At 41.9% G+C, this 21,942-nt stretch carries 9 protein-coding genes; 4 read left to right on the top strand and 5 right to left on the bottom strand.

What is annotated here, in order from left to right:
* The first annotated feature begins 3 nt into the window (after positions 1–3).
* Positions 4–816: an N-acetylmuramic acid 6-phosphate etherase gene (murQ, locus tag HPE63_RS04320; protein ID WP_188312984.1), complete on the top strand. Its 813-nt coding sequence runs from the start codon at positions 4–6 to the stop codon at positions 814–816.
* Positions 817–820: 4 nt separating this feature from the next.
* Here the strand turns inward: murQ and HPE63_RS04315 are convergent, their stop codons facing one another.
* Positions 821–1,222: a c-type cytochrome gene (locus HPE63_RS04315; protein WP_188312983.1), complete on the bottom strand. Its 402-nt coding sequence runs from the start codon at positions 1,220–1,222 to the stop codon at positions 821–823.
* 7 nt (positions 1,223–1,229) lie between these two features.
* On the bottom strand, positions 1,230–2,351 hold the full coding sequence (locus tag HPE63_RS04310) for a PQQ-dependent sugar dehydrogenase (RefSeq protein WP_188312982.1): 1,122 nt from the start codon (positions 2,349–2,351) through the stop codon (positions 1,230–1,232).
* Positions 2,352–2,489: 138 nt separating this feature from the next.
* Between HPE63_RS04310 and HPE63_RS04305 the strand changes: the two genes are divergently transcribed.
* The 3 genes from HPE63_RS04305 (at position 2,490) to HPE63_RS04295 (ending at position 13,408) form a co-directional block, all read left to right on the top strand.
* On the top strand, positions 2,490–11,024 hold the full coding sequence (locus HPE63_RS04305) for a T9SS type B sorting domain-containing protein (protein WP_188312981.1): 8,535 nt from the start codon (positions 2,490–2,492) through the stop codon (positions 11,022–11,024).
* Between the two features lie 123 nt (positions 11,025–11,147).
* Positions 11,148–11,867, top strand: coding sequence for a carboxylesterase family protein (locus HPE63_RS04300; protein ID WP_188312980.1), 720 nt, complete (start codon positions 11,148–11,150; stop codon positions 11,865–11,867).
* A gap of 32 nt (positions 11,868–11,899) precedes the next feature.
* Entirely contained in the window at positions 11,900–13,408 is a 1,509-nt protein-coding gene (locus tag HPE63_RS04295; protein ID WP_188312979.1) for a sulfatase family protein, read from the top strand.
* Positions 13,409–13,490: 82 nt separating this feature from the next.
* Here HPE63_RS04295 and HPE63_RS04290 read toward each other — a convergent pair whose 3' ends face one another.
* From HPE63_RS04290 to HPE63_RS04280, 3 genes are all read right to left on the bottom strand, one after another.
* On the bottom strand, positions 13,491–16,820 hold the full coding sequence (locus HPE63_RS04290; RefSeq protein ID WP_188312978.1) for a VCBS repeat-containing protein: 3,330 nt from the start codon (positions 16,818–16,820) through the stop codon (positions 13,491–13,493).
* A 134-nt stretch (positions 16,821–16,954) separates the two neighbouring features.
* The gene (locus HPE63_RS04285; RefSeq protein ID WP_188312977.1) at positions 16,955–18,646 is read right to left on the bottom strand and encodes a RagB/SusD family nutrient uptake outer membrane protein; all 1,692 of its coding nucleotides are present in this window, start codon (positions 18,644–18,646) and stop codon (positions 16,955–16,957) included.
* A gap of 10 nt (positions 18,647–18,656) precedes the next feature.
* Entirely contained in the window at positions 18,657–21,752 is a 3,096-nt protein-coding gene (locus tag HPE63_RS04280; RefSeq protein ID WP_188312976.1) for a SusC/RagA family TonB-linked outer membrane protein, read from the bottom strand.
* Between the last annotated feature and the right edge of the window lie 190 nt (positions 21,753–21,942).

The following is a 21,942-nucleotide window of genomic DNA, read 5'->3' as shown; positions in this document are numbered from 1 at the left end:
ACTATGAAGTATGAAAAGATTACCGAAACCCCTTCTAATTATGACCATTTAGAGGCCATGGAGACATCTTCAATTCTTGAAAATATGAATAATGAAGATCAAAAGGTTGCAGCAGCTGTCGCTCTCGTCATTCCGCAGATTACCAAACTAGTCAATGCGTTGGTTGAACGTTTTGAGAAAGGAGGACGATTATTTTATATAGGAGCGGGGACCAGTGGAAGACTTGGTATTTTGGATGCTTCCGAAATCCCTCCCACTTTCGGTATGCCCTATGATCGCGTGATAGGATTGATTGCTGGTGGGGATGCCGCTATCAGAAAGGCTGTCGAAAATGCAGAGGATGACAAGAACCAAGCTTGGCTTGATTTAAAAAAGTATGAAGTAACCAAAAATGATGTAATTGTTGGTATTGCCGCCTCAGGCACAACCCCTTATGTCATCGGTGGACTGGAAGAGGCAAAGAAACATGGATTGCTCACTGCAGGTATTACCAATAATCCAGGATCCCCTTTAGCCGTTGTTGCAGACATCCCGATTGAAGTAAGTGTAGGCCCAGAGTTTGTTACGGGAAGTACACGCATGAAAAGTGGTACTTCCCAAAAACTTGTTTTAAACATGATTACCACGGCTTTGATGATAAAAATAGGACGTGTAAAGGGCAATAAAATGGTGAATATGCAATTGACGAATACAAAACTTGTAGACCGAGGTACCCGATATTTGGTTGAAGGATTGGGTGTAGATTACAACGAGGCAGAACTATTGCTCAAAAAACATGGCTCGGTAAAGAAGGCCTTAGATGCGGAAGGTCATTGAACGGCTATTTTGTCACCGCTTCCACTTCCTTGATTGTGACCCGTTCGTTAGAAGAATTGCCCCAAGAATTCAAAATGTAGTTCATAACATCGGCAATTTCCTCGTCATCCAATCCCATTTGGTCCATTGTATTGTTATAGGTAACCCCATTTACGACCATTTCCCCATCATTACCGTATTTAATTCCTCTAATACTCGCCTCTCGATTTTGCAGTAGATAATCCGATTGGGCCAAAGGCGGAAATGTATATTTTACACCTTTCCCATCGCCCTTATGGCAAGTAATACAGAAATCGATATATATCTCACTGCCGCGTTGTATGCTTTCTTCAAGTTCTAAATCCTGACCAAGTGTTATTCCAACACATAAAATACCTACCAAATAGGTAAGAACCAATTGCTTCATAAATCGATCAGGATTTTGGTGTCAATCTATAAATTCCTTTCCCTTCTATAGCCACGTAAATAAATCCATCAGGTCCTTGGCGTACATCGCGGACCCTTCCCATATCTTCCAACAATTTCTCACGATTGACAACTTTGGTACCCTCCAAGGTCAATCGTTCCAAATATTGAAATGCCAGGGAACCAACAAGTAAACTTCCCTTCCAATCAGGGTATTTGTCAGAAGTTACAAAGGCCATCCCACTCGGGGCGATGGAAGGTACCCAATAATAAATAGGCTGTTCCATTCCCTCCATTTCGGTTTTATCGGTAATCGGGGTTCCACTATAGTTAATCCCATAAGTTATTACAGGCCATCCATAATTGGCCCCTTTCTCGATGATATTGATTTCGTCGCCACCCTTAGGGCCATGTTCATGGTCCCAGATTTCACCGGTTTCCGGATGTTTTACCAAACCTTGTGGATTCCGATGTCCATAACTATAAATGGCCGTTTTTGTACCTTCTTCACCTACAAAAGGGTTGTCTTCAGGAATACTTCCATCATCATTCAATCTATAGATTTTACCACCATCCCTAGTGATGTCCTGAGGATTTTCATCGCGCGCTCCACGTTCACCGATGGAGAAATAAAGGTATCCATCATTATCGAAGGCAATGCGTGAGCCAAAATGTTGGCCTTTGGTTGTATTTGGACCCGCCTTATAAAGTAATTCATTGTCTACCAGAGCATTATCTTTTAGCTTTGCACGCATCAAAGCTGTGTGCCCTCCTTTTTCATCCCCTTCCTCGGAAGCGTATGTAAAATAAATCCAACCATTGTTCTTGTAATCAGGATGTAAAAATATATCCAGCAAACCGCCTTGTCCCCTAACATATACTGGAGGAACATTGGCCACAGATGTTTTTTGTCCATCTTTAAAATGAATGATACTACCGGATTTTTCGGTAATCAGCATACTACCATCTGGGAGAAAAGCCATTGCCCATGGAATTTGGAGTCCATCGACGAAAAGCTCAGCGGAAAAAGGAACCTCATTAGGCGTATTTACTTTATTTTCAGCATCCTGGGCGCATGATAAATTAAGCGTTACAACGAATAAATAGAAGTATATAATACTATTTTTCATAATTTGACGTTAAAATTAAATATTATATGAAAGGCTTTCGGCCTAAAGATAAATAGAAAATATAAGTTTAAACAATTACGCTAAAGAATATACTTAATCCCCAATTCTAGGATATTCTTGCCAAAACTGACTTAACCTATGCTCCCAAAAAGCCCACGGCATATTTTGTATGCCTTATTGCTGGTACTACTTTCAGCAGTTTGTACTTCGGCTATTGCCAATCACGACTACAATGTGTTGGCCGGGATTTCTGAAGCTATTAAGGAAGCTGTTTCCCCGGAAATTTCAAAGTCGTCATCCGAAAGTGCAGTTTTAGATGTTACCCCAATTATTGTTGAGGATTATAAAACGGCAACGGCGATGGCTCCGTTACCCATGTTCATGACCATCATTCAGGGAGCTGATGAAGAGGTAGGGTGTCCCAACGACGGAAGTACGGTCGCAAGATTCAATCTTTGCGGTGATTCCGATGATAGGGTAGTCTCCTTGGCAGGTGGACCTTTTGGTTCGGTATCCTGGGAAGTTTTAGGAGGATCTTGTTCTGCGGATATCAACGAGGATTGTCCAGATACCAATAATTCGTGCTATACCCAAATCAGTACCTCACAAAATTTCACTATTGATGCAAGCACTATTCCCTCTACCACTGGTGCTGAATTCAGGGTTCGGGCAAACGGATCAGGCCCATATTATTACTTCAAAGTAAAGAAAAGTACGATTACCCAGACGTTTGTAAAGCAGGATTACATCTGTGGGGTACCGGGAAGGATTCAAATTACGAATCTTTCAAGCGCATATGAATTCAGTATTGACAATGGTAGTGGTTTTGGCCCATGGCAAGGCCCTATATTTAATAATTTAACTCCGGGCACCTATAACGTTTTAGCACGTTTACAGAATACACCTGACGCTTGCGAATATCCTTATGCACCCATAACCATTAATCAATTGGACATTGATATAGGGGTCACCTTTGTTGATGCCCAGTGTTTTGGACAAACAGGGTCGATAACGGTAACTGCGAACAATGTTCCTGGTCCTTATAAGTACACTTTATTGGATGAGAATGGTGTTGCCCAAGAGTTTACGGCCTTTGTTTCTACAAATCCTTATACCTTTTCAGCGGTAGGTTTTGGTACGTATACCGTACAGGTCGAGACACAACAATGTACTGGAGATCCTTTGAATGGTATAGACCCTCCAAGGGAAAGTTTGGATGATTCTGGCAACCCTATTGTAATAGGGAATGGATTGTCGCCCCTTGATGCCTCAACAGAGGTCAATAGTAGCTTTGGGTGTTCTATTGCCCCCAATATTATTTCGGATGTTGATATTACCGTTGATACTTCCGGTGGGTCCGCACCTTATACATTTACCGTAAATGGCGGCCCTTCACAACCTTCTTATACGGGTACTACCACATATACGGTAACAAGTGCCGGTACCTATAATTTTTTAATTACCGACAGTAATAATTGTACGATTACCGCATCGGCTAGTGTCGAAACATTACTACCGCCAGTGGTATCAGCTAGTGGAACGGATGGTACTTGCTCCAATGGAGGTGCGAAAATCAATTTCAATGTTTCCGATGCGCGTGGTTACAACCTCTCATTTAGGGTGAATAGTTCTGACCCTTGGGAGACTACTTCTGAGATTTCAGTCCCAGCTACCCCCGCTGGTACACTCTATAACCAATTGGAAGTACGATACCAACAAGGAGGATTTGAATGTACAATGCCCTTGCCTGATGTAACGGTTTCCAGTGTTGGTGTAATTTCAGGTTCTGCAACCAAGATTTCCGACCGCACATGTGATGGAAGCGGAGGGGTCAATGGAGGTCAGATAGATTTTGTCGGTCCTTTTACAGGAGGATCTGGTAGTGGATATGTGTTTAGTATTGACGGATTGAATTTTACAGGAATCACTTCGTATCCTAATCTGTCAACGGGTACCTATACCCCTATGATCGAAGATGGAGGAGGATGCCGATTGGAATTGACGCCCATTACCATATTGGATGTTGATCCACCGACGGATCTTACCTTTGTGCAAAGCAACATTAATTGTTCATTAGGGACTTCGGATGTACAATTGACACCCACCAGTAATGCCCCAATTACCAATTATTCGGTAATAAGCCCCCTTATCATCGATAACGGGGCTAGCGATACTTTTATAGGGTTGAGTACCAATACCTCCTATATTTTCCAAATAACAGATGCCAATAATTGCACCTATACCGAGGCGTTTATTCCAGCCCAAATCAGCTCCATTAGGGCTAGGGTTAAATCAGGTGGTGATCTAAAAGTTTGTGATGGAGCTACCGATGGTTCGGGAACCTTTTTGATCGATGGTTTCGCCAATAACTATACTTGGGATATCAATGGTGGACTTTTCTCTGGAGGTCCGCAAAATGATTTGGAAGTTGTATTGCCTCCTTCAGGCGCGGGCACCTATACTATTATCGTTACCGATGCCGATACGGGATGTACCGATACCGCTTCATTCGATATCCAACAAGCGGCACCAATAGACTTGAGCACCAGTGTTGTTACACCCATGAGTTGTGCCAACAACAATCGAGGCAGGGTAGTGGCCAATGCTACAGGGGGTTGGGGAACCTATAGTTATACCTTAACACCTCCTTCAGGCCCACCAATCGGTCCCCGATCTGGAAGAACTTTTAGTAATCTATCAGTGGCGGGCACCTATACCTTATCTGTTGAGGATTCTGAAGGTTGTACCACGACTTTCAATTTTGATCTAACACCCCTTAATGCCCCGACGATATCCTTGGATGCAGCTGCTTCTGATTTCTGCTATGTTCCTGGAACTGGGGCAACTATAGCCGTCACCTCAACTGCAGGTACAGCTCCATTGGCAAGTCATGAATACCGTGTTAATGGAGGCTCTTGGCAAGCGGCTCCAAATTTCACCGGTCTAAACCCGGGCAGCTACTCGGTGGAAGTTAGGGACAGTAACAATTGTAGGGACAACATCAATGTTACCATTAATCCACAACTAAGGGTATATACCAATATAGTTTCTGAAATACCATGTGGTGGTGCTCCAGGGCAAATTCGGGTAATTGTAGCCGGCGGATATACGGCTGGTGCAGGAACAAAACAATATGAGGTTAGTTCTGATAATGGGGTAACATTTTCTGGGCCAGTACCCTTGACCTCGACAAATTTTATTTATGATACGACTACTCCTGGGGACTATGTTTTTAGAGTAGTGGATAATGAAGGATGTACTGCGGATTCCAGTCCCGTTAATTTGGCTCCACCAATTTCACTATTACCTCCAACACTGGAAATATTTCCAGTTAGCTGTGGTAATGTAGCTAATGGTAGGGTAGTAATTACACCGGATGCCACCGACGGTATACCCCCTTATGAAATCAATTTTAACAACCTAGGATTCAGTGACCAGCGCTCGTTCTCCAATTTGGCCGTAGGCACTTATCCTGTGGTTATTCGAGATGCCAGGGGATGTGAATATAATGGTACGGTTGATATTCTATTGGATAGCACCCCACCACCTGATTCAAATGTCTCGGAAATACAGGCGGTTTGTTCAACGACGGTCGTAAGTGGTGGAATTCGGATTAATAGTGTGACCGATGGTACGCCGGACTTCAGTTTTGTCATTGAGGATCTTTTGGGCAATCAAATTACGAGACAGGATAACGTTGGACTTGGTGCGCTACCCTTAGATATAACGGATCCAGCCTTGATACCTGGCGACTATAGGGTAATCACAGTGGATGCCTATGGATGTATTGATGAAGATTTTGTGACCATAACGACCAATGAGGTGGTTATAACCCCTATTCCTCCGCCAGTTCCTATAATTTGTGATGATACCGGGTTTACTTATGCGGTAAGTGTTAGTGGTGGATCGGGTTCTTACGAGATAAAATTGGAACATCAGCCTGCATTTTATCCTTTAAATAATACACCTGGTGCAAACGACCATACCTTTAGCAATGCTACCGATGGTATTCAATACGGAGTAGCTTATACCGTTGATGTAAGGGATCTGGTTACAGGATGTATTTACCAACAAGAAATTCCTCCGATTGAAGGTCCTTCCCTTTTGGATGTAACCGCCAGTTCTAATCCAGCGGCATGTTTCCCCAATCCTGATGGCGAAATCCTATATTCGATAACGGGATTCATAATAGGCGATCAATTGCGGATTGAACTCTTGGATGAACAAACAGGGTTAAGAATAGATTTGGAACCTTCGGTTACAACCACTACCGATCCACATACGGGTAGTTATTTTACCCCTGCAGGGGATTATCAGATCATAGTAACCAATTTAACCGACACCTGTACCGATGCCAGTGCGGTGACCATCGATCAGAATCTGCCGGCTATTGATATCCTTGATCTAACACCTGCCAATTGTAATGCTGATGGATCAATTACAGTTCAAGGTCGTGGAGGCGATGGTGGACCATACACTTATGCCTTTATGCCCCAGGGTAATATCCCAGCAGGCACAGATTATGGTACTGAGACTACTTTCTTTGGTCCGGCAGGTGATTATGATGTGTATGTAATGGACAGCAGCGGTTGTAGCTCGTTTGCTATAGCAAGTATAATACCTATCGATGCAGCACCTTTGATTACTACAAATGTTGACAATCAGTGTATTGTAACATCGACCTCTTTTGATATTACGGTTAGTGTACCCAATACGGTTGATACGCCCCTTTTCACTCTGGGTGGTGATTCGCAATATGGTGTGCTGAACGGTTTGGTTTATGAATATACCTTCAATGTAAGTTCCCCTGGTGATTATATCGTCGACGTGGTCGATGCCAATGGTTGTACGGGACAAAATACCGCAAGGGTTTATGAATTCTTATCGGTTTCGGTTTCATTTACCTCAGCACCAACCTGTTTGGCCGCCGACGGAATTTTGACGGCCACGGTCAATGGAGGTAGTGGTACCACATACAATTATGAGTTACAAGATGGCGTAGGAACTTATATCGATGATAATACGACCGGTGTTTTTTCCGGGTATGGATCAGGACAGTACCAAGTGGTAGTTACAGATACTGAAACCTTATGTACCGCTACGGATACCATTGATTTGATTGCTGCTGTACCTCCTTTAATTACAGCGGAAATCCCAAGGGATATCAGTTGTTACAATGTAAATGATGGAGGTTTGGATATTATTCTAGATCCGACCAGTATAGTTGATACGCCTATTGAGTTCATTTTGACCAATACAGATACCAGTACAGAAGTAACAAGAAACAATACAGGTTCGTTTTCAAATCTACCAGAGGCCAATTATCAAGTGGAGGTATTGACTCCACGGGGTTGTTCTGCATTGTCAGCAATTCACTTTATTGATAATCCTGAGGATTTTGCGATTACCGCTAGCGCGCCACCATTCACATGTGAAAATGGCGCAAACCGTTATAGCTCTACCATAATTACGGTAGCTGTAGATCCTTCCAATCCTGGAACCGTAGGAAGTGGTTACCAGTATAGCATAACAGGATTTACAAATTACCAATCATCGGATACTTTCGAAATTGTTGATAATGGGTCAACCCAAACAATAACCGTTTATGCGATCGATGGTAATGGCTGTCAAACCACTTTCGACCTACCACCTATTGATCCACCAGGGGATATAACTTCTACCATCACAGAAGTAGACCCATTGAATTGTAGGGATGATGAGCGCGTTAGGATACAAGTAATAGGAACGACCGATTTCACCGTGTCTACCATATCCGTGGCACCCGTAACACCGGTTACAAATACAGCCGGCAATGATTATGTTGATATTTATTTGCCTGCAGTTGGAGATTATATTTTCGAGGTTACCGACAACATAGGTGGGTGTACCTATCCAATGCCAGTACATACGGTAATTGAGCCAATTAGCCCTACCGTAGTCATTAGTGAGGCGAAAGCAGTAAGTTGTTTTGTCCCAGGTAATGATGGGGAGCTATTTATTGAAGTTTCGGACTATGTAGGAATGTATACCTACAATGTCTATAGCAGCAGTGACCCGGGAAAAACAACGGTTCTGGCCACAGGTAGTTTCGACACGAATAATTTTCCTGATATTAACGGAGATCCAGCCCGTATTACAGGGTTAACAGGGGGTAATTTCTTTGTTGAGGTGGTTTCGGATGAACTTCCTTTCTGTTCAGGGGATAGTAATTCTGCAACGATTAGAACACCTAACGGTCCGCTTCAGGTAGATGCTATAGAAGTAGGGAATACGGGATGTAATGATGATACGGGTCAGATTGAAGCCATAGGTCAAGGAGGATGGGATGGTTCGCCTTATGACTACAGACTATTGGTCAGCTCAGATGGTGGTGCGACCTATCCTACCGAATTGGTGGCATTCTCTAATACTAGAATATTTACCAACCTACCAAGTGGGGATTATCAGGTTGAAATACGCGATGTTGAAGGTTGCACGGATACTTTTGAAATAAATCTGCCGCCTGTACCTCAAATCGATGCAGGAATTAGAGAGCCTTTATCTTTGCAGTGTCCTGGAGGTAACAATGCGGTCCTTGAGGCTTACGATCCTACTTCTGGGGATATAATTACAGCCATTGCCGGAGCAACAGGTGGATATCCTGGCGCTGGTTACAACTATCGCTTGCTTTATTTGAACAGTAATGATAATACGGATATCGCCTCTGCCAGTGGTCTACAGAACACACCAACGTTTATTGGTGCAAGTGGTGGATTTATAAGTGAAGGATGGTATGCCATAGAGGTTTCATCAAGTTTTGATTGTTTGTTCGTGACCGAACCATATTATGTTGACCCGCCACCACCGGTGCGACCTAAATTGGTTCAAACCCGGGTACCTGGATGTGGTGGCCTCGGAGAAATACGATTGACCATAGAAAATCCCGATCCATTATTCACCTATGAATATTTGGCCCTTGAAAATGGCGTCCCTGTAGGCATTTATACCGATATGACAGGAACTTCTGAATTGTTCCCCGGTGTGGCAGGAATTACGTATCAATTCGATGTTAGAAAGAAAAATGCCTTGAATATTTGCCCTGCCGTCACCTCGAATGGTATAACGATGACCGATGCCACGGGGATTACATTATTGCCAAATCAACCGGATGACATTTCATGTGCCTCTGAACTTGATGGAAGGATCGAATCGTTCATCAATGGCGGTGTTGGTGACAATCAATTCTATTTGTACGATGGTGATCCTATCGATGCTTTTAGTCCGTCGGCTTCGGCCAGTTTAATTAGAGGGCCACAGGATTATGGTACCTTTGAAGGACTGGATGCAGGCTCAACATACTATATTGCAGTAACAAGTGGTATAAATTGTAGCGATATTGCAGGTCCTTTTGAAATCGTAAGGCCAGAGCCGATATTATTCAATGCCACCCCAATTCCTGTAAGTTGTTTTGGGGATGAGGATGGAGCGATCCAGATTGAGGTTACTAGTGGAGGCGTTGGACTTATCCAATTTGCCATAGAACCCCATTTCAATGAATTCTTTAGTGACCCATCGAACCCAGGTAGCTATACTTTTGAAGAACTGGCAGCCGGAAGTTACGAAATATTGATACAGGATGAGAACGGGTGTTTTGAAAAACAAACCCTTACCGTTACAGAGCCCGATGAGATAAATATCGATAATGTTTCCACTACTCCAGAAACCTGTATCGGTTATGCCGATGGTACCGCCCAATTATCCATATCAGGGGGTACGCCATTTGTTGATCCGGTAACTATGGTCTCCTATTATGAGACCATGTTGGTAGGTCCAAATTCTGATGGTAGCGAGGTTTTTGCCCGTAATGATAGTCTCTATTTTGATGGTTTAATCGGAGGGGAAACCTATATTGTTTTTGTCCAAGATGCCAACATGTGCGGTACCGACACCCTTATTCCTATTGAAATCGGGGTTGATCTGACTGCTGAAACCATTGTACAATATGGTTGTGAAGGTATATTTCCGAACAGTACGGTATCTGTTGAAATGCAAGATAGTAGCTTATTGCCAAGACTGTTATTCTCTCTTGATGTTGACGATGTAAACCAAGCTGATACCCAAACGACATGGGGAGACCTTCCTGCTGGGGACCATACGGTATATATCTATCATGAGAATGGTTGTACCAGTTTTGAGGAGTTTACCCTTGAAAGTTATGATCCCCTTACGATAAGTGCCGTGAAAACCGGACCTAATGAGTTAACGGCAACTGCCGATGGTGGTTTTGGAGGCTATGAGTATTTCTTCCAAGGCGAATCTTATGGTAGCGAAAATGTATATACGACCAATGAAAGTACAACAGTTACGGTTAGGGTCGTAGATCAAAATGGTTGTGTTGCCATTGTAACGGTTCCGTTCGAGTTTACGGGAATGTTGGAGATCCCAAATTTCTTTACTCCTGACGGTGATAATAATAATGACGTATGGGCTCCAAAGAACCGGGAATTCTTCCCTAACATCGAAGTGAAGATATATGATCGTTATGGTAGGGTGGTGGCTATTTTGGACCAGATTCTAAATTGGGACGGTAATTACGATGGTAGTCCTGTACCGACAGGGGATTATTGGTATGTTGTCAACGCGAACGACAAGAGTAAAATCCGCTATGTAGGCCATTTTACATTGTATAGATAAAATAGTAATAATGATATAGGTTAAGGTCGATTTTATCGATCTTTTCTATTTTAAACAGATAGATTTTCTTTTTTCAATTTTCAGGATATCCAGAATATAGGAATAAAATAGTACCTTACCTTAATGAAGAACTATCTGGTATTATTATCATTCCTTTTGTTATCACAAGGGTGTTCGGCCCAAAAAAAATCACAGCTGCTAGAGGGGGAAATGAAGACGGTAAATGTCCAAAAACTAGGATATTACCTATACTATCCGGAAGACTATGAAACAAAAGCAAAGGAAAAGTTTCCGTTGCTTTTGTTTTTACACGGAGGTGGGGAATCGGGCGATACGCTAGCTACACTAAAGACGAATGGGCCTCCTAAAATGATTGCCGAAGGAAAGCAATTCCCATTTTTAATATTGGCGCCACAAAATCCGGATAAAAAAAAATGGTGGAACACCAGGGCCGTTGTGCAATTATTGGATACCATTGTAGCCCATAATAGGGTAGACCCAAAAAGGATTTATTTGACAGGGTTAAGCAGGGGAGGAGGTGCAGCTTGGGAGATGGCCGTACAATACCCAGAGAAATTTGCTGCCTTAGCCGTGGTTTGTGGCATGACCCCCGTACCGTATGCGTCCTGGATCGATAAAAATATGCCTATTTGGGTATTTCATGGTGAAGAAGACCGATCCATACCCATTTCTGAATCAGAAACGATGGTTGGGCAGTTACAAAAAATGGGTCATGATGTCAAGTTTACAAGGTATCCCGATGTTGGTCATGATTCTTGGGTCAAAGCCTATCAGACCGAGGAATTATACAGGTGGTTGCTACAACAAAAAAGGAATAATTAACTATATTTAATAGCCTAAAAACAATACTAAGAATGCTTAAGAGCGCCATCATTTTTTTAGGGTTTATATTTCTTTTCAGCCATGGTTATTGTAATGAAATAACCGACAATACTTCTCTAAATACCGATCCTGTAATCTCCAAAAAAAAGAAACCCAGAAACGTCATCTTTATATTGACCGATGATCATAGGTATGACTATATGGGCTTTACTGGAAAAGTACCTTGGTTGGAAACCCCGAATATGGACAAACTGGCAATAGAAGGAGCTTATCTGCCCAATGCATTTGTCACAACTTCCCTTTGCTCACCAAGTAGGGCTTCTATTTTGACCGGACAATTCTCGCACTCCCACACGATAGTTGATAATCAGGCACCTGATCCCGGAAATCTCACCTATTTTCCACAATACTTGGAAAAAGCTGGGTATCAGACCGGTTTTTTTGGCAAATGGCATATGGGAGACCATGGAGACGAACCCCAGCCAGGATTTACCCATTGGGAGAGTTTTCCAGGACAAGGCGTATACTACAATCCCACATTGAATATCAATGGTACCCGTGTGGCTTACAAAGACTCTACTTATATCACGGACCTGTTAACCGAACATGCAGTGGATTGGTTAGATAAACGGGATAATGACAAACCATTCTTTTTGTATTTATCCCATAAGGCGGTACATGCGGCTTTTAAACCCGCAAGACGGCATAAAGGGAAATATAAGGGGAAGAAAATAGCGTTACCACCGACATATGATCAAACCAAAACAGGAAAATACCGTGATCTGAAATGGCCGCAATGGGTTGCTGATCAGCGTATCAGCTGGCACGGAGTTGATTATATGTACCATGAAAATAATGGGATTTATGATATGGTGGTCGACTATTGCGAAACATTGTTGGGGGTCGATGAAAGTATCGGCACCGTCATGGATTATTTGAAACAAGAAGGCTTAGATGAGTCCACCTTGGTTATTTATATGGGAGATAATGGATTTAGTTGGGGGGAACACGGACTGATCGATAAAAGACATTTCTATGAAGAATCGGTCAAAGTGCCCTTATTGGTTCGCTGTCCAGAGCTTTTTGAAGGGGGTAAGACACCGGAACAAATGGTACAGAATATTGACATTGGGCCAACCGTTTTGGCAGTAGCAGGAATAGAACAACCCGCAAATATGCCGGGCGTATCATTTATTCCAATAGTTACGGGAGACATGAATGCACCTTCCCGAAGTGAAATTTTCTACGAATACTATTGGGAATATGACTTTCCCATGACCCCTACGGTTTTTGGTATGCGAACGGATCGATATAAGTATATTAAATACCATGGAATTTGGGATCGTAATGAACTTTATGATCTTCAGAATGATCCCGATGAGATGTACAATTTAATCGCTGACCCCGATAAACAGGAGATTGCCAAAAAAATGTCAATGGCAATTTATGATTGGTTGGAAAACACCAATGGGATGCAGATTCCGCTTAAGCGCACGGTAAAATATCGTTTTGGGGATTATAAACATAGTAATGAATACTGATTCGAGTATTACTGATATAATCGTTCTAGCTGCACAGTTGTGGAATATTTAATAGCGTATTCTTATGCAGTTGCCTCTATGGTCATTTTTTTTGAAAGACCTTTATTTTATCCCTGTTTTGGGTCACTATGATGTAGTCGTTATAACCTTGGGCATTTTTAAGGGTAATCATATCCTTGGCGTCCCCGGGAACCAAGAATCCACTTTCCAAGGGGCTGATCATTTCAAAATTTCCTTGGCCATCACCTTTTAGCAACCCTCCATTGAAGGCATCATATCGGCCAATGAACACTTCATTCCCGTAGTTGTTCCCAATCAATAACAAATCAGTATTGCCGTCTGCATTGTAATCAGTAACCGTAAATCGATTAATAGGGGCTACTTGTGCCTCCCAAGGCAATGGTCGCGGCACGAAATTGCCATTCCCATTATTTTCAAAATAGGTGGTCTTATCGTAATTGAAGACCAATTCGGTAGCATCTTTCAGTTCTTCAGGGGATAATAGATTTTGCTGCGTTGCGACTGCATATTCCCTATAATAATTATATTTTGATCTAAATAATGGACTTTGTTTGTATAGGTCTCCCCAAAAATTCACAGGGTAAGATTTATAGGAATCATCATCAAAATCACTCCTAACGTAGGAAAAGAGTATGGGGTCTATGAATCCGTTCTTATCAAAATCCTTGGCCAACAGGGTTACGGACTTTTCTTTTGAGGGTTGATAAAAATTATTCGTCCCTAAATTGCCTGCGACTAAATCCATATCCCCATCTCCATCAAAATCATGGGTCAATAGGCTCTCCCACCACCCTAAGAGACTGTCCAATCCCGTTTCCTCCAACTTACTGAAAGTCGTTTTTTCGTTCTTAAAAACGGTGATGGGCATAAATTCCCCTACCAAAATAAGATCACTGAGTCCGTCTTGGTCGATATCTGCCCACGTAGCGTCTGTGACCATGCCAATAGTATTTAACGAGGGGCACATCGTTTCGGTCATGTCCTTAAGGACCCCTTCAACGTTTTTAAGGAGGTAGCTCTTCTCAGGAATCGGGTATTCGGCAAATGCTGTTCTTCCGCCAATAAATAGGTCGATGAATCCGTCCATATCAAAATCATGTGCCTTCACCACGGATCCACTAGCCCTAATTTTGGGCATTTTATCAGGAGCGAATGAAAAATTCCCGTTCCCATCATTGATCATTAATCGGTCATCATAAAGATTACTTTCCTTATCAAACTCATTGCTACCTGAAACCAGATAGAGGTCAAGGTCGCCATCATTCTCTAAATCGAAGAGCGCCATGGCCTCTTCTTCATATTTTTTGTCGATTTCACCACTGAATAAGGGTGCGCTGGTAAAAGACCCATCCTTTTTCTGTAAAAAGACTACTGGGGAATATCCAGATGCGCTTCCCACGATAAAATCCTCGGTACCATCGCCATTAAGATCACCCGCAACCAAACATGGTCCATTTTGGGTCAGTTTATGGGGTAGGGTTCGTTGCACATTAAAATCGATCATGTCTTTTTCTTGATGGGTATAATCGATACCAATATTTTGTGCAACTTCTGTGTAAATCGGTGCTGGGTTTTTAAATGTCAATGGAAATGAAAGATCATCGGTGTTCATCGTCTTGGCATCCACATAGTTTGCGTGTATGGTTTGGTTTCCCTTTATTTTCGAGAGTGCCTGGAATTTACCATCGGGCCATAGAATTTCAAGCGACTCGATCTCGTTTGTCTTTCCTAGACCAAAATGGGCAATATCGTGAATCGAGGACATATACCCTCTATTCAATCGATGTTCATGAAATTGGAATGTTCCATCGGAAAATCGGACCACAATTTTTGCTCCAATCCCGGAGGCATTTGTTTTAGGCCCTTTTAATTTAACCATCATGTAGTTATGGGTTACATGTTGTTCATTGTTCAGGGTATTTTCAAAAAGGAAGGCTTCGTCATTGATGTTATTCACCACATAGTCCATATCCCCATCATTGTCCAAATCGGCAAAAACCGCTCCATTGGAAAATGACGGAATGCTAAGGCCCCACTCACGGCCAACATCGCTGAATCGTCCATTTTGTTCATTTTTATAAGCATAATTAGGGATTTTAACCACGGGAATGGAATCAAGGATATGGATAGGACTTAAGTAACGTTGTACATTGAATTTGAAATCCCCAAAGTCAAGGTCGGTAATATCACGTGGAAATCCGTTGGTAATCAACAAATCCCTATGACCATCATTGTCCATATCAACGAACAAAGGGGACCAGCTCCAGTCTGTTTTCGCTACCCCGGCCATAAGTCCAATTTCGCTGGAAGGTATACCAATACCCTGTCCCATTTGCAGCATATTTCGCATATACTGGTATTCATAACCAAACTTATCGTTTAAGGCATAATCGTTATATTTTGTATCCCGAATGGTCGTTTTTAATCTGTAATTGGTTTCACCCAACATATCCAGGGTCATGATATCCAAAAAGCCATCATTATTAAAATCAGAAATGTCATTTCCCATCGAAAATTTACTTTGATGTTTGGTATTCTGATCTATGTTGTTCGAGAAAGTGCCGTCGCCATTGTTTATATAAAGTACATCGTTGGTTAGGTAATCATTGCTTACATAGATATCGGTCCAACCATCAAAGTTCATATCGGCGATGGCAAGACCAAGACCATAACCTTCGATGGTGATGCCCGCATTTAGGGTCACATCGGTAAAGGTATTGTCCCCGTTGTTACGATATAACCTATCGTTACTTTGTGCTGAACCATCTGTTATTTTCTTTCTATAATTTGACGGTAGTTCATGAATATCAACATTGTTCAAGACATACAGGTCTAATAAACCATCTTTGTCATAATCGAAAAATGTGGCGTTCATACTATTTCCAGAATCGGCTATCCCATATTCCTCGGCCATTTCTTTGAAAGAGGGAACCCCTTTTTCGTCTATGCCTTGGTTCACGAAGAGCATATTTGCCTTTTCTTTATCTGAAGGTAGCATGGCCGCACAGAGATATACATCCAAAAGCCCATCACTGTTGATGTCTATTACGGAAATTCCAGTGACCCATTTGTCCTTGGCTTCAATACCAGCTTCTTCGGAAATATCCTTGAATTTTAGTTGGCCTTGGTTCAAATACAATTTATTAGGCACTTGATTGCCGGTAAAAAATAGATCAGGGATATTATCATTATTAAAATCTCCCACGGCGACTCCGCCACCATTGAAAATATATTCCACATTCAAAATGTTAAAGCTGTCGGTTTCAACAATTTTATTATTGAAGGTTATCCCGGATTTGTCTGCCGCTATTTTTGAGAACAGGGTGTTGTTCTTTTTACTACAGGCAAGTACTGTAAATAAAACTAGGGATAAATACTTAAGTTTTTTCATTAGAGGAATAAAATATGGTCTACTATGTGAAAGGCAAAAGAACTACAAAATCGTGATTTATGGAAATAAAAAAAGGCATTTAAAAAAATGCCTTTTTCTACAAAATATAATTTCAATCAATGAAATCGATCTGATTAGTACCCAGGATTTTGAGTTAAAATCCCACCACTTAAATCTATAGCATTAACAGGAATTGGGAATCTGTAATGTTTCTCTTCATAGGTGCCCACTTCTTGTCCGAAAGGTGTAATGGTACGCCCTTCATTGGTCGCATATTCAGTCATTACTTCCACAAAATTACCCCATCTTCTTAGATCGAATAAACGATGTCCCTCCATACCTAGTTCAAGACGTCGTTCGAAACGAACCGCGGCTCTAGCACTAGCTACATCACCAAATGCAGTATAAGGCTCAATTTGATAATTGGCAGCATCACCTGAACCATCTACAGCTTGTACATAGTTCGAATTTTTGGCTCTGTCACGTACTCTGTTAACATAGGTAAGTGCCAACGCCAAATCTGGGCTACTTTTTTCAACGGCAGCTTCTGCGGCCATCAAAAGTACATCTGCGAAACGCATAATGTGGTAATTGACGCCAGAAAGCTGCTGTCCCCAACCACCTGTGGCTTGGTTAGCAGTCTCACCGGACCAATACACATTTTTCTTGGGTAAATAGGAACCGGAAATATCGCTATACTCAGCACGGATCCAATCATTACCAACATGTTCACCATACCCGTTATAGTCGATACCCCTTCTACCAACGGTATAATCCGCTCTTGGATCTAAAGGTCCGGCAAAAGGCGTAAATGGTGCACTGGAATCAATGGCGAAATCACTATTCACATCGGAATCATTGTATGTATCCAATAATGGTAATCCTGTGCCATCGGTTTTAAAAGCATTCAACAGATCCTGGGTAGGCTGATAAAAACCACAACAAGAACCAAATGGTCCTGGGTTAGGGAAATTTAAAGCTCCCTGAACATTCGCGTTATAGGATTGTCCATCATCGGTAGTAAACTGAATTGCAAAAATGGATTCTACGCTATTATCACCCGCCAATCTGAAATTATCAACAAAATCAGGTAGTAAATCATACGGTCCGTTAACAACAACATCATTCAATAGGGTAAAAGCAGTATCCCACTCAGATTGGTGTAAATGTGCTTTCCCCAAAAATGCCTTCGCTGCCCATGCTGTTGGTTTGCCAACCAGTGATTGGGCAGTAGGTAAATTATCAATGGCATATTGAAAATCGGCCTCGATCTGATCCCAAATAGGTCCAGGGTTAGGCTGGTTGAATTCGGTAGCGGCATAATTCTCTTCAGAGATGTATGGAACATTGCCCCACATTTTTTGAAGTTCAAAATTATAATGCCCTCTTAAAAAGCGCGCTTCCGCCAATTGTGCCGAGAAATCACCTTCCTCAATCGTGTTGATCAATGCGATTACCGCATTGGCCCTATTGACACCAGCAAATATTACGCCCCATTTTCCTAAGAAATAAGAACTACCGGAAGACCAGTTCATGGTTTCGATATTATAGAGTTCGGGTTGGTCACCATCAGTACTTCCTTTATGGGCATCATCTGCCAATACATCCATAATCCAGTTGTCTCCAGAGGTTGCCCAACCTTCACCAAATCCATTATTTCTGACACCATCGATGGCAGAATAGGCACCGGTAAGCAACAAATTCACCCCGGTCTCGTTCTTCAGCGATTGATCACTAAGTGCACCAACTGCCGGTGACTCGGTAAAATCGCTACTACATGCTAATATGGTAACTAGCAAAATAAAATAAGCAATTGTTCTTTTCATGACTTTTTTTTTAGAATTTAATATTTGCACCCAAAGTAAATATCCTTGAAGCAGGATAAACCCTACCATCAATACCTAAACTTAAGTTGGCGCTTTCACCACCAGGTACGTTTGACACGATTTCGGGATCGGCACCCTCATACCCTGTAATTGTGAATAAATTGGTAGCTTGTACGTATAGACGTAAAGATTTCATTCCAATTTTATCGATGACATCCTGTGGTAAGGTATATCCAATCTGCGTATTTTTCAATCTTAAATAGGATCCATCTTCCACATAATATGAATTGGGATCTCCTTCATTATTGGTAATTGTTGTTGATAATGCCGGTAACGTAGCATTCGTATTGGTTGGGGTCCAAGAATCCAACACCCTAGTACTTCTATTTCCACCAACAAAAGATGGAAAATCGGTATAGAATTTATTGAAATTGTAAATGTCGTTTCCTTGTGAACCGTTAAAGAACAAGGATAGATCAAACCCTTTATAGGCTGTATTTAAATTGATTCCGTAAGTGAAATCAGGATGGGGGGAACCGATTTTGGTTCGGTCATCATCATTAACAGTGCCATCACCGTTTACATCCTCATACTGAAATCTTCCTGTATCGGTGAATCCGATTACATTACGTCCATAGAAAAAGGACATGGGCTCGCCAACTTCTGTTCTTGTTGGTGTTTGTCCTCTTAGAGCCTCTCCAGTCCCTGTTACTGGTGCACCATCGATCAATTCGGTAACTTCATTCTTATAATGGGATATATTTGCGCTTACGCCATAGGACCAACCATTATCGGTTTTATCACTATACCCGATTCCTATGTCAAATCCGGTATTTTTTACATTTCCAAGATTCACATAAGGTGCACTGGCATCGATTGCCGTTGAACTGATTGCACTGAAATCCTGGGTTATCAAATCTTTTGTGGTGATGTTAAAATATTCGAAATCAAACGTTAATTTGTTATCGAGCATCAAAGTTTCAATACCAACATTCGTGGTTTCACTGGTTTCCCATTTAAGGTCGGTGTTACCCACTTGGCTTAATATGGCGCCTGTGGCAATACTACCACCACTTAAGGCATAGTTGGCATATTGGTCGCTTAATATTGAAATATTGGCAGTTGGGTTATCAACCGGTAAGGATTGATTTCCTAATTTACCCCAAGATCCTTTTAACTTTAAACGTTCAACAAAAGCATCCGCTGGATAAAAATCCTCTTCACTGATCAACCAACCCGCACTGAATGATGGAAATATATCGCTCTTATTGTCCCCAACGAATCTGGAAGACTCATCACGACGAATTGTAGCGGTTAAAAAGTATTTGTCCAAATAGGAATAATTGGCGGTCCCAAATACCGAGAACAAGGAATTAAAGCCATCATAGGCGTAATTGACATTGGGAGCCCCTGTACCATTGCTAAGCAAATAAAAATCAGGATCTTCGAACAAATAACCAGAACGGGTAATTTGTTTCCCCTTGCCTGAGCCTTTCAGTGCTTCAATACCAATCAAGGCATTTACGGTATGGTCGCCAAAAGTCTTATTATAATTCAAGGTATTGGTCCAAATCCAGTTATAACTGGTTTGATCCTGTTCGGTCAATGATCTCTCCGAGATTGGTTCCCCAAACTCAGGATCCAATGAGGTAAATGCCCTATTGTCAAAAGTATTAAAACCACCGGCCAAAGTTGTTTTGAACGTTATCTCATCCAATATATCATAGGTTAGGTAAACATCCCCAAAGACGGCATATCGTTTGTTATAGTCATTTCTAGCCCTATAGTTAAGGGCAACCGGGTTTCTTGAATTACTTAGACTTGGCCCTGCTACCCCAGCAAACTCCCCATCGTCATCCCTAACAGGTATTAAGGGTGATATTCTCATTGCCATCTCGAAGGCCTCGTTGTTGCCTGTTTTGGTATTTGAATAAGAAACATTCAGGTGTTCCCCTATTCTTAACTTCTCTCCAATTTTAAACTCTGAATTCAATCGGGTGCTTACACGATCAAACCCTGTATTATTAAGAATACCGTCACTGGCTAAATAACCGACAGACATAAAATACTTACCGGAAGCAGTGCCGTTGGCCACCGATACAGAAAAGTTGGATATTGGTGCCGTACGGGAAAGCTCATCGATCCAATCAGTACCTCCTGGTTTTACAGTAGCGGTATAGACACCTGGAGCCGCAAATACAATCGGGTTATAGGATTGAACCCTGGTATATCCAATAATAGAGGTTGGTACGGTAAAGACACCGGTGCCATTGGGATCATATTGCCCATGGGAAATTACAGCCCCGTCATTTGTTAAACTTTGAAACAGCATATCCGCATGTTGCTGCGGATTCAATAAATCTGGCGCATTTGCGATTTGGGAAAAACCAGTATACATATCCACTGATATCTCAGCGGTATCCATATTGTAACCACCACCTTTTGTAGTAATAATTACAACCCCGTTGGATGCCCTAGCACCATAAATCGCCGCGGCACCATCTTTTAATACGTTCATCTGATCAATATCGGCAGGGTTGATATTGTTCAAGAAGTTGGCGTCGTCTGTTTGTACCCCATCAATAATATACAAGGGATCTGTATTGTTCGTTGTTCCAAAACCACGAATATTGATTTTTGGAGCTGCCCCTGGTGTGTTGTTATTAACTACAGTAACACCGGATGCCCTACCTTGTAAAGCTTCGGCGGCGTTTCTGGTAGGTGCTTTTAGTGCTTCACCCATATCCACGGAAGCTACAGAACCTGTAATGTCCCCTCTTGTCTGGGTGCCATAACCCACAACAACAACCTCTTCCAATTGGCTTGCGTCTTCAACCAATACCACATTGATTGTAGTATTACCATTTACGGCAACTTCCTGTGTGGCATAGCCAATATAACTGATGACCAAAACGGCATCACTATCCGCTTCAATGGTAAAGTTACCATCAAAATCGGTTTGCGTTCCTTGGGTCGTACCTTTTACTACAACACTCGCTCCGGGCAATGGTCCGTTTTGATCGGAGACCATTCCAGTAATTGTTGATTGAAAGGTGTTGTCTAATTCAACCTTTAAAAATGATGTTTCCGAATTTGCTAAAGCCATTTGGGCGCTTAAACAAATTAGGAAAGTTAAAAGCCCATAACCAATAGAGATAAGACTCCTTTTGGGCTTTAACGATTTGTAATCGCGTTTTTGATCCATAATCCTTGATGTTTGTTAGTTTAAATTAAAGTTTAAGTAAATAAAAACAAATTTTCGAGTACCACAATTTTATAGTCCGCAAAAATTTATG

This window comes from Maribacter arenosus, from assembly GCF_014610845.1.
Taxonomy (GTDB): domain Bacteria; phylum Bacteroidota; class Bacteroidia; order Flavobacteriales; family Flavobacteriaceae; genus Maribacter_A; species Maribacter_A arenosus.
Note: the sequence above shows the minus strand (reverse complement) of the source record. Positions and strands in the feature narration are given on the sequence as shown.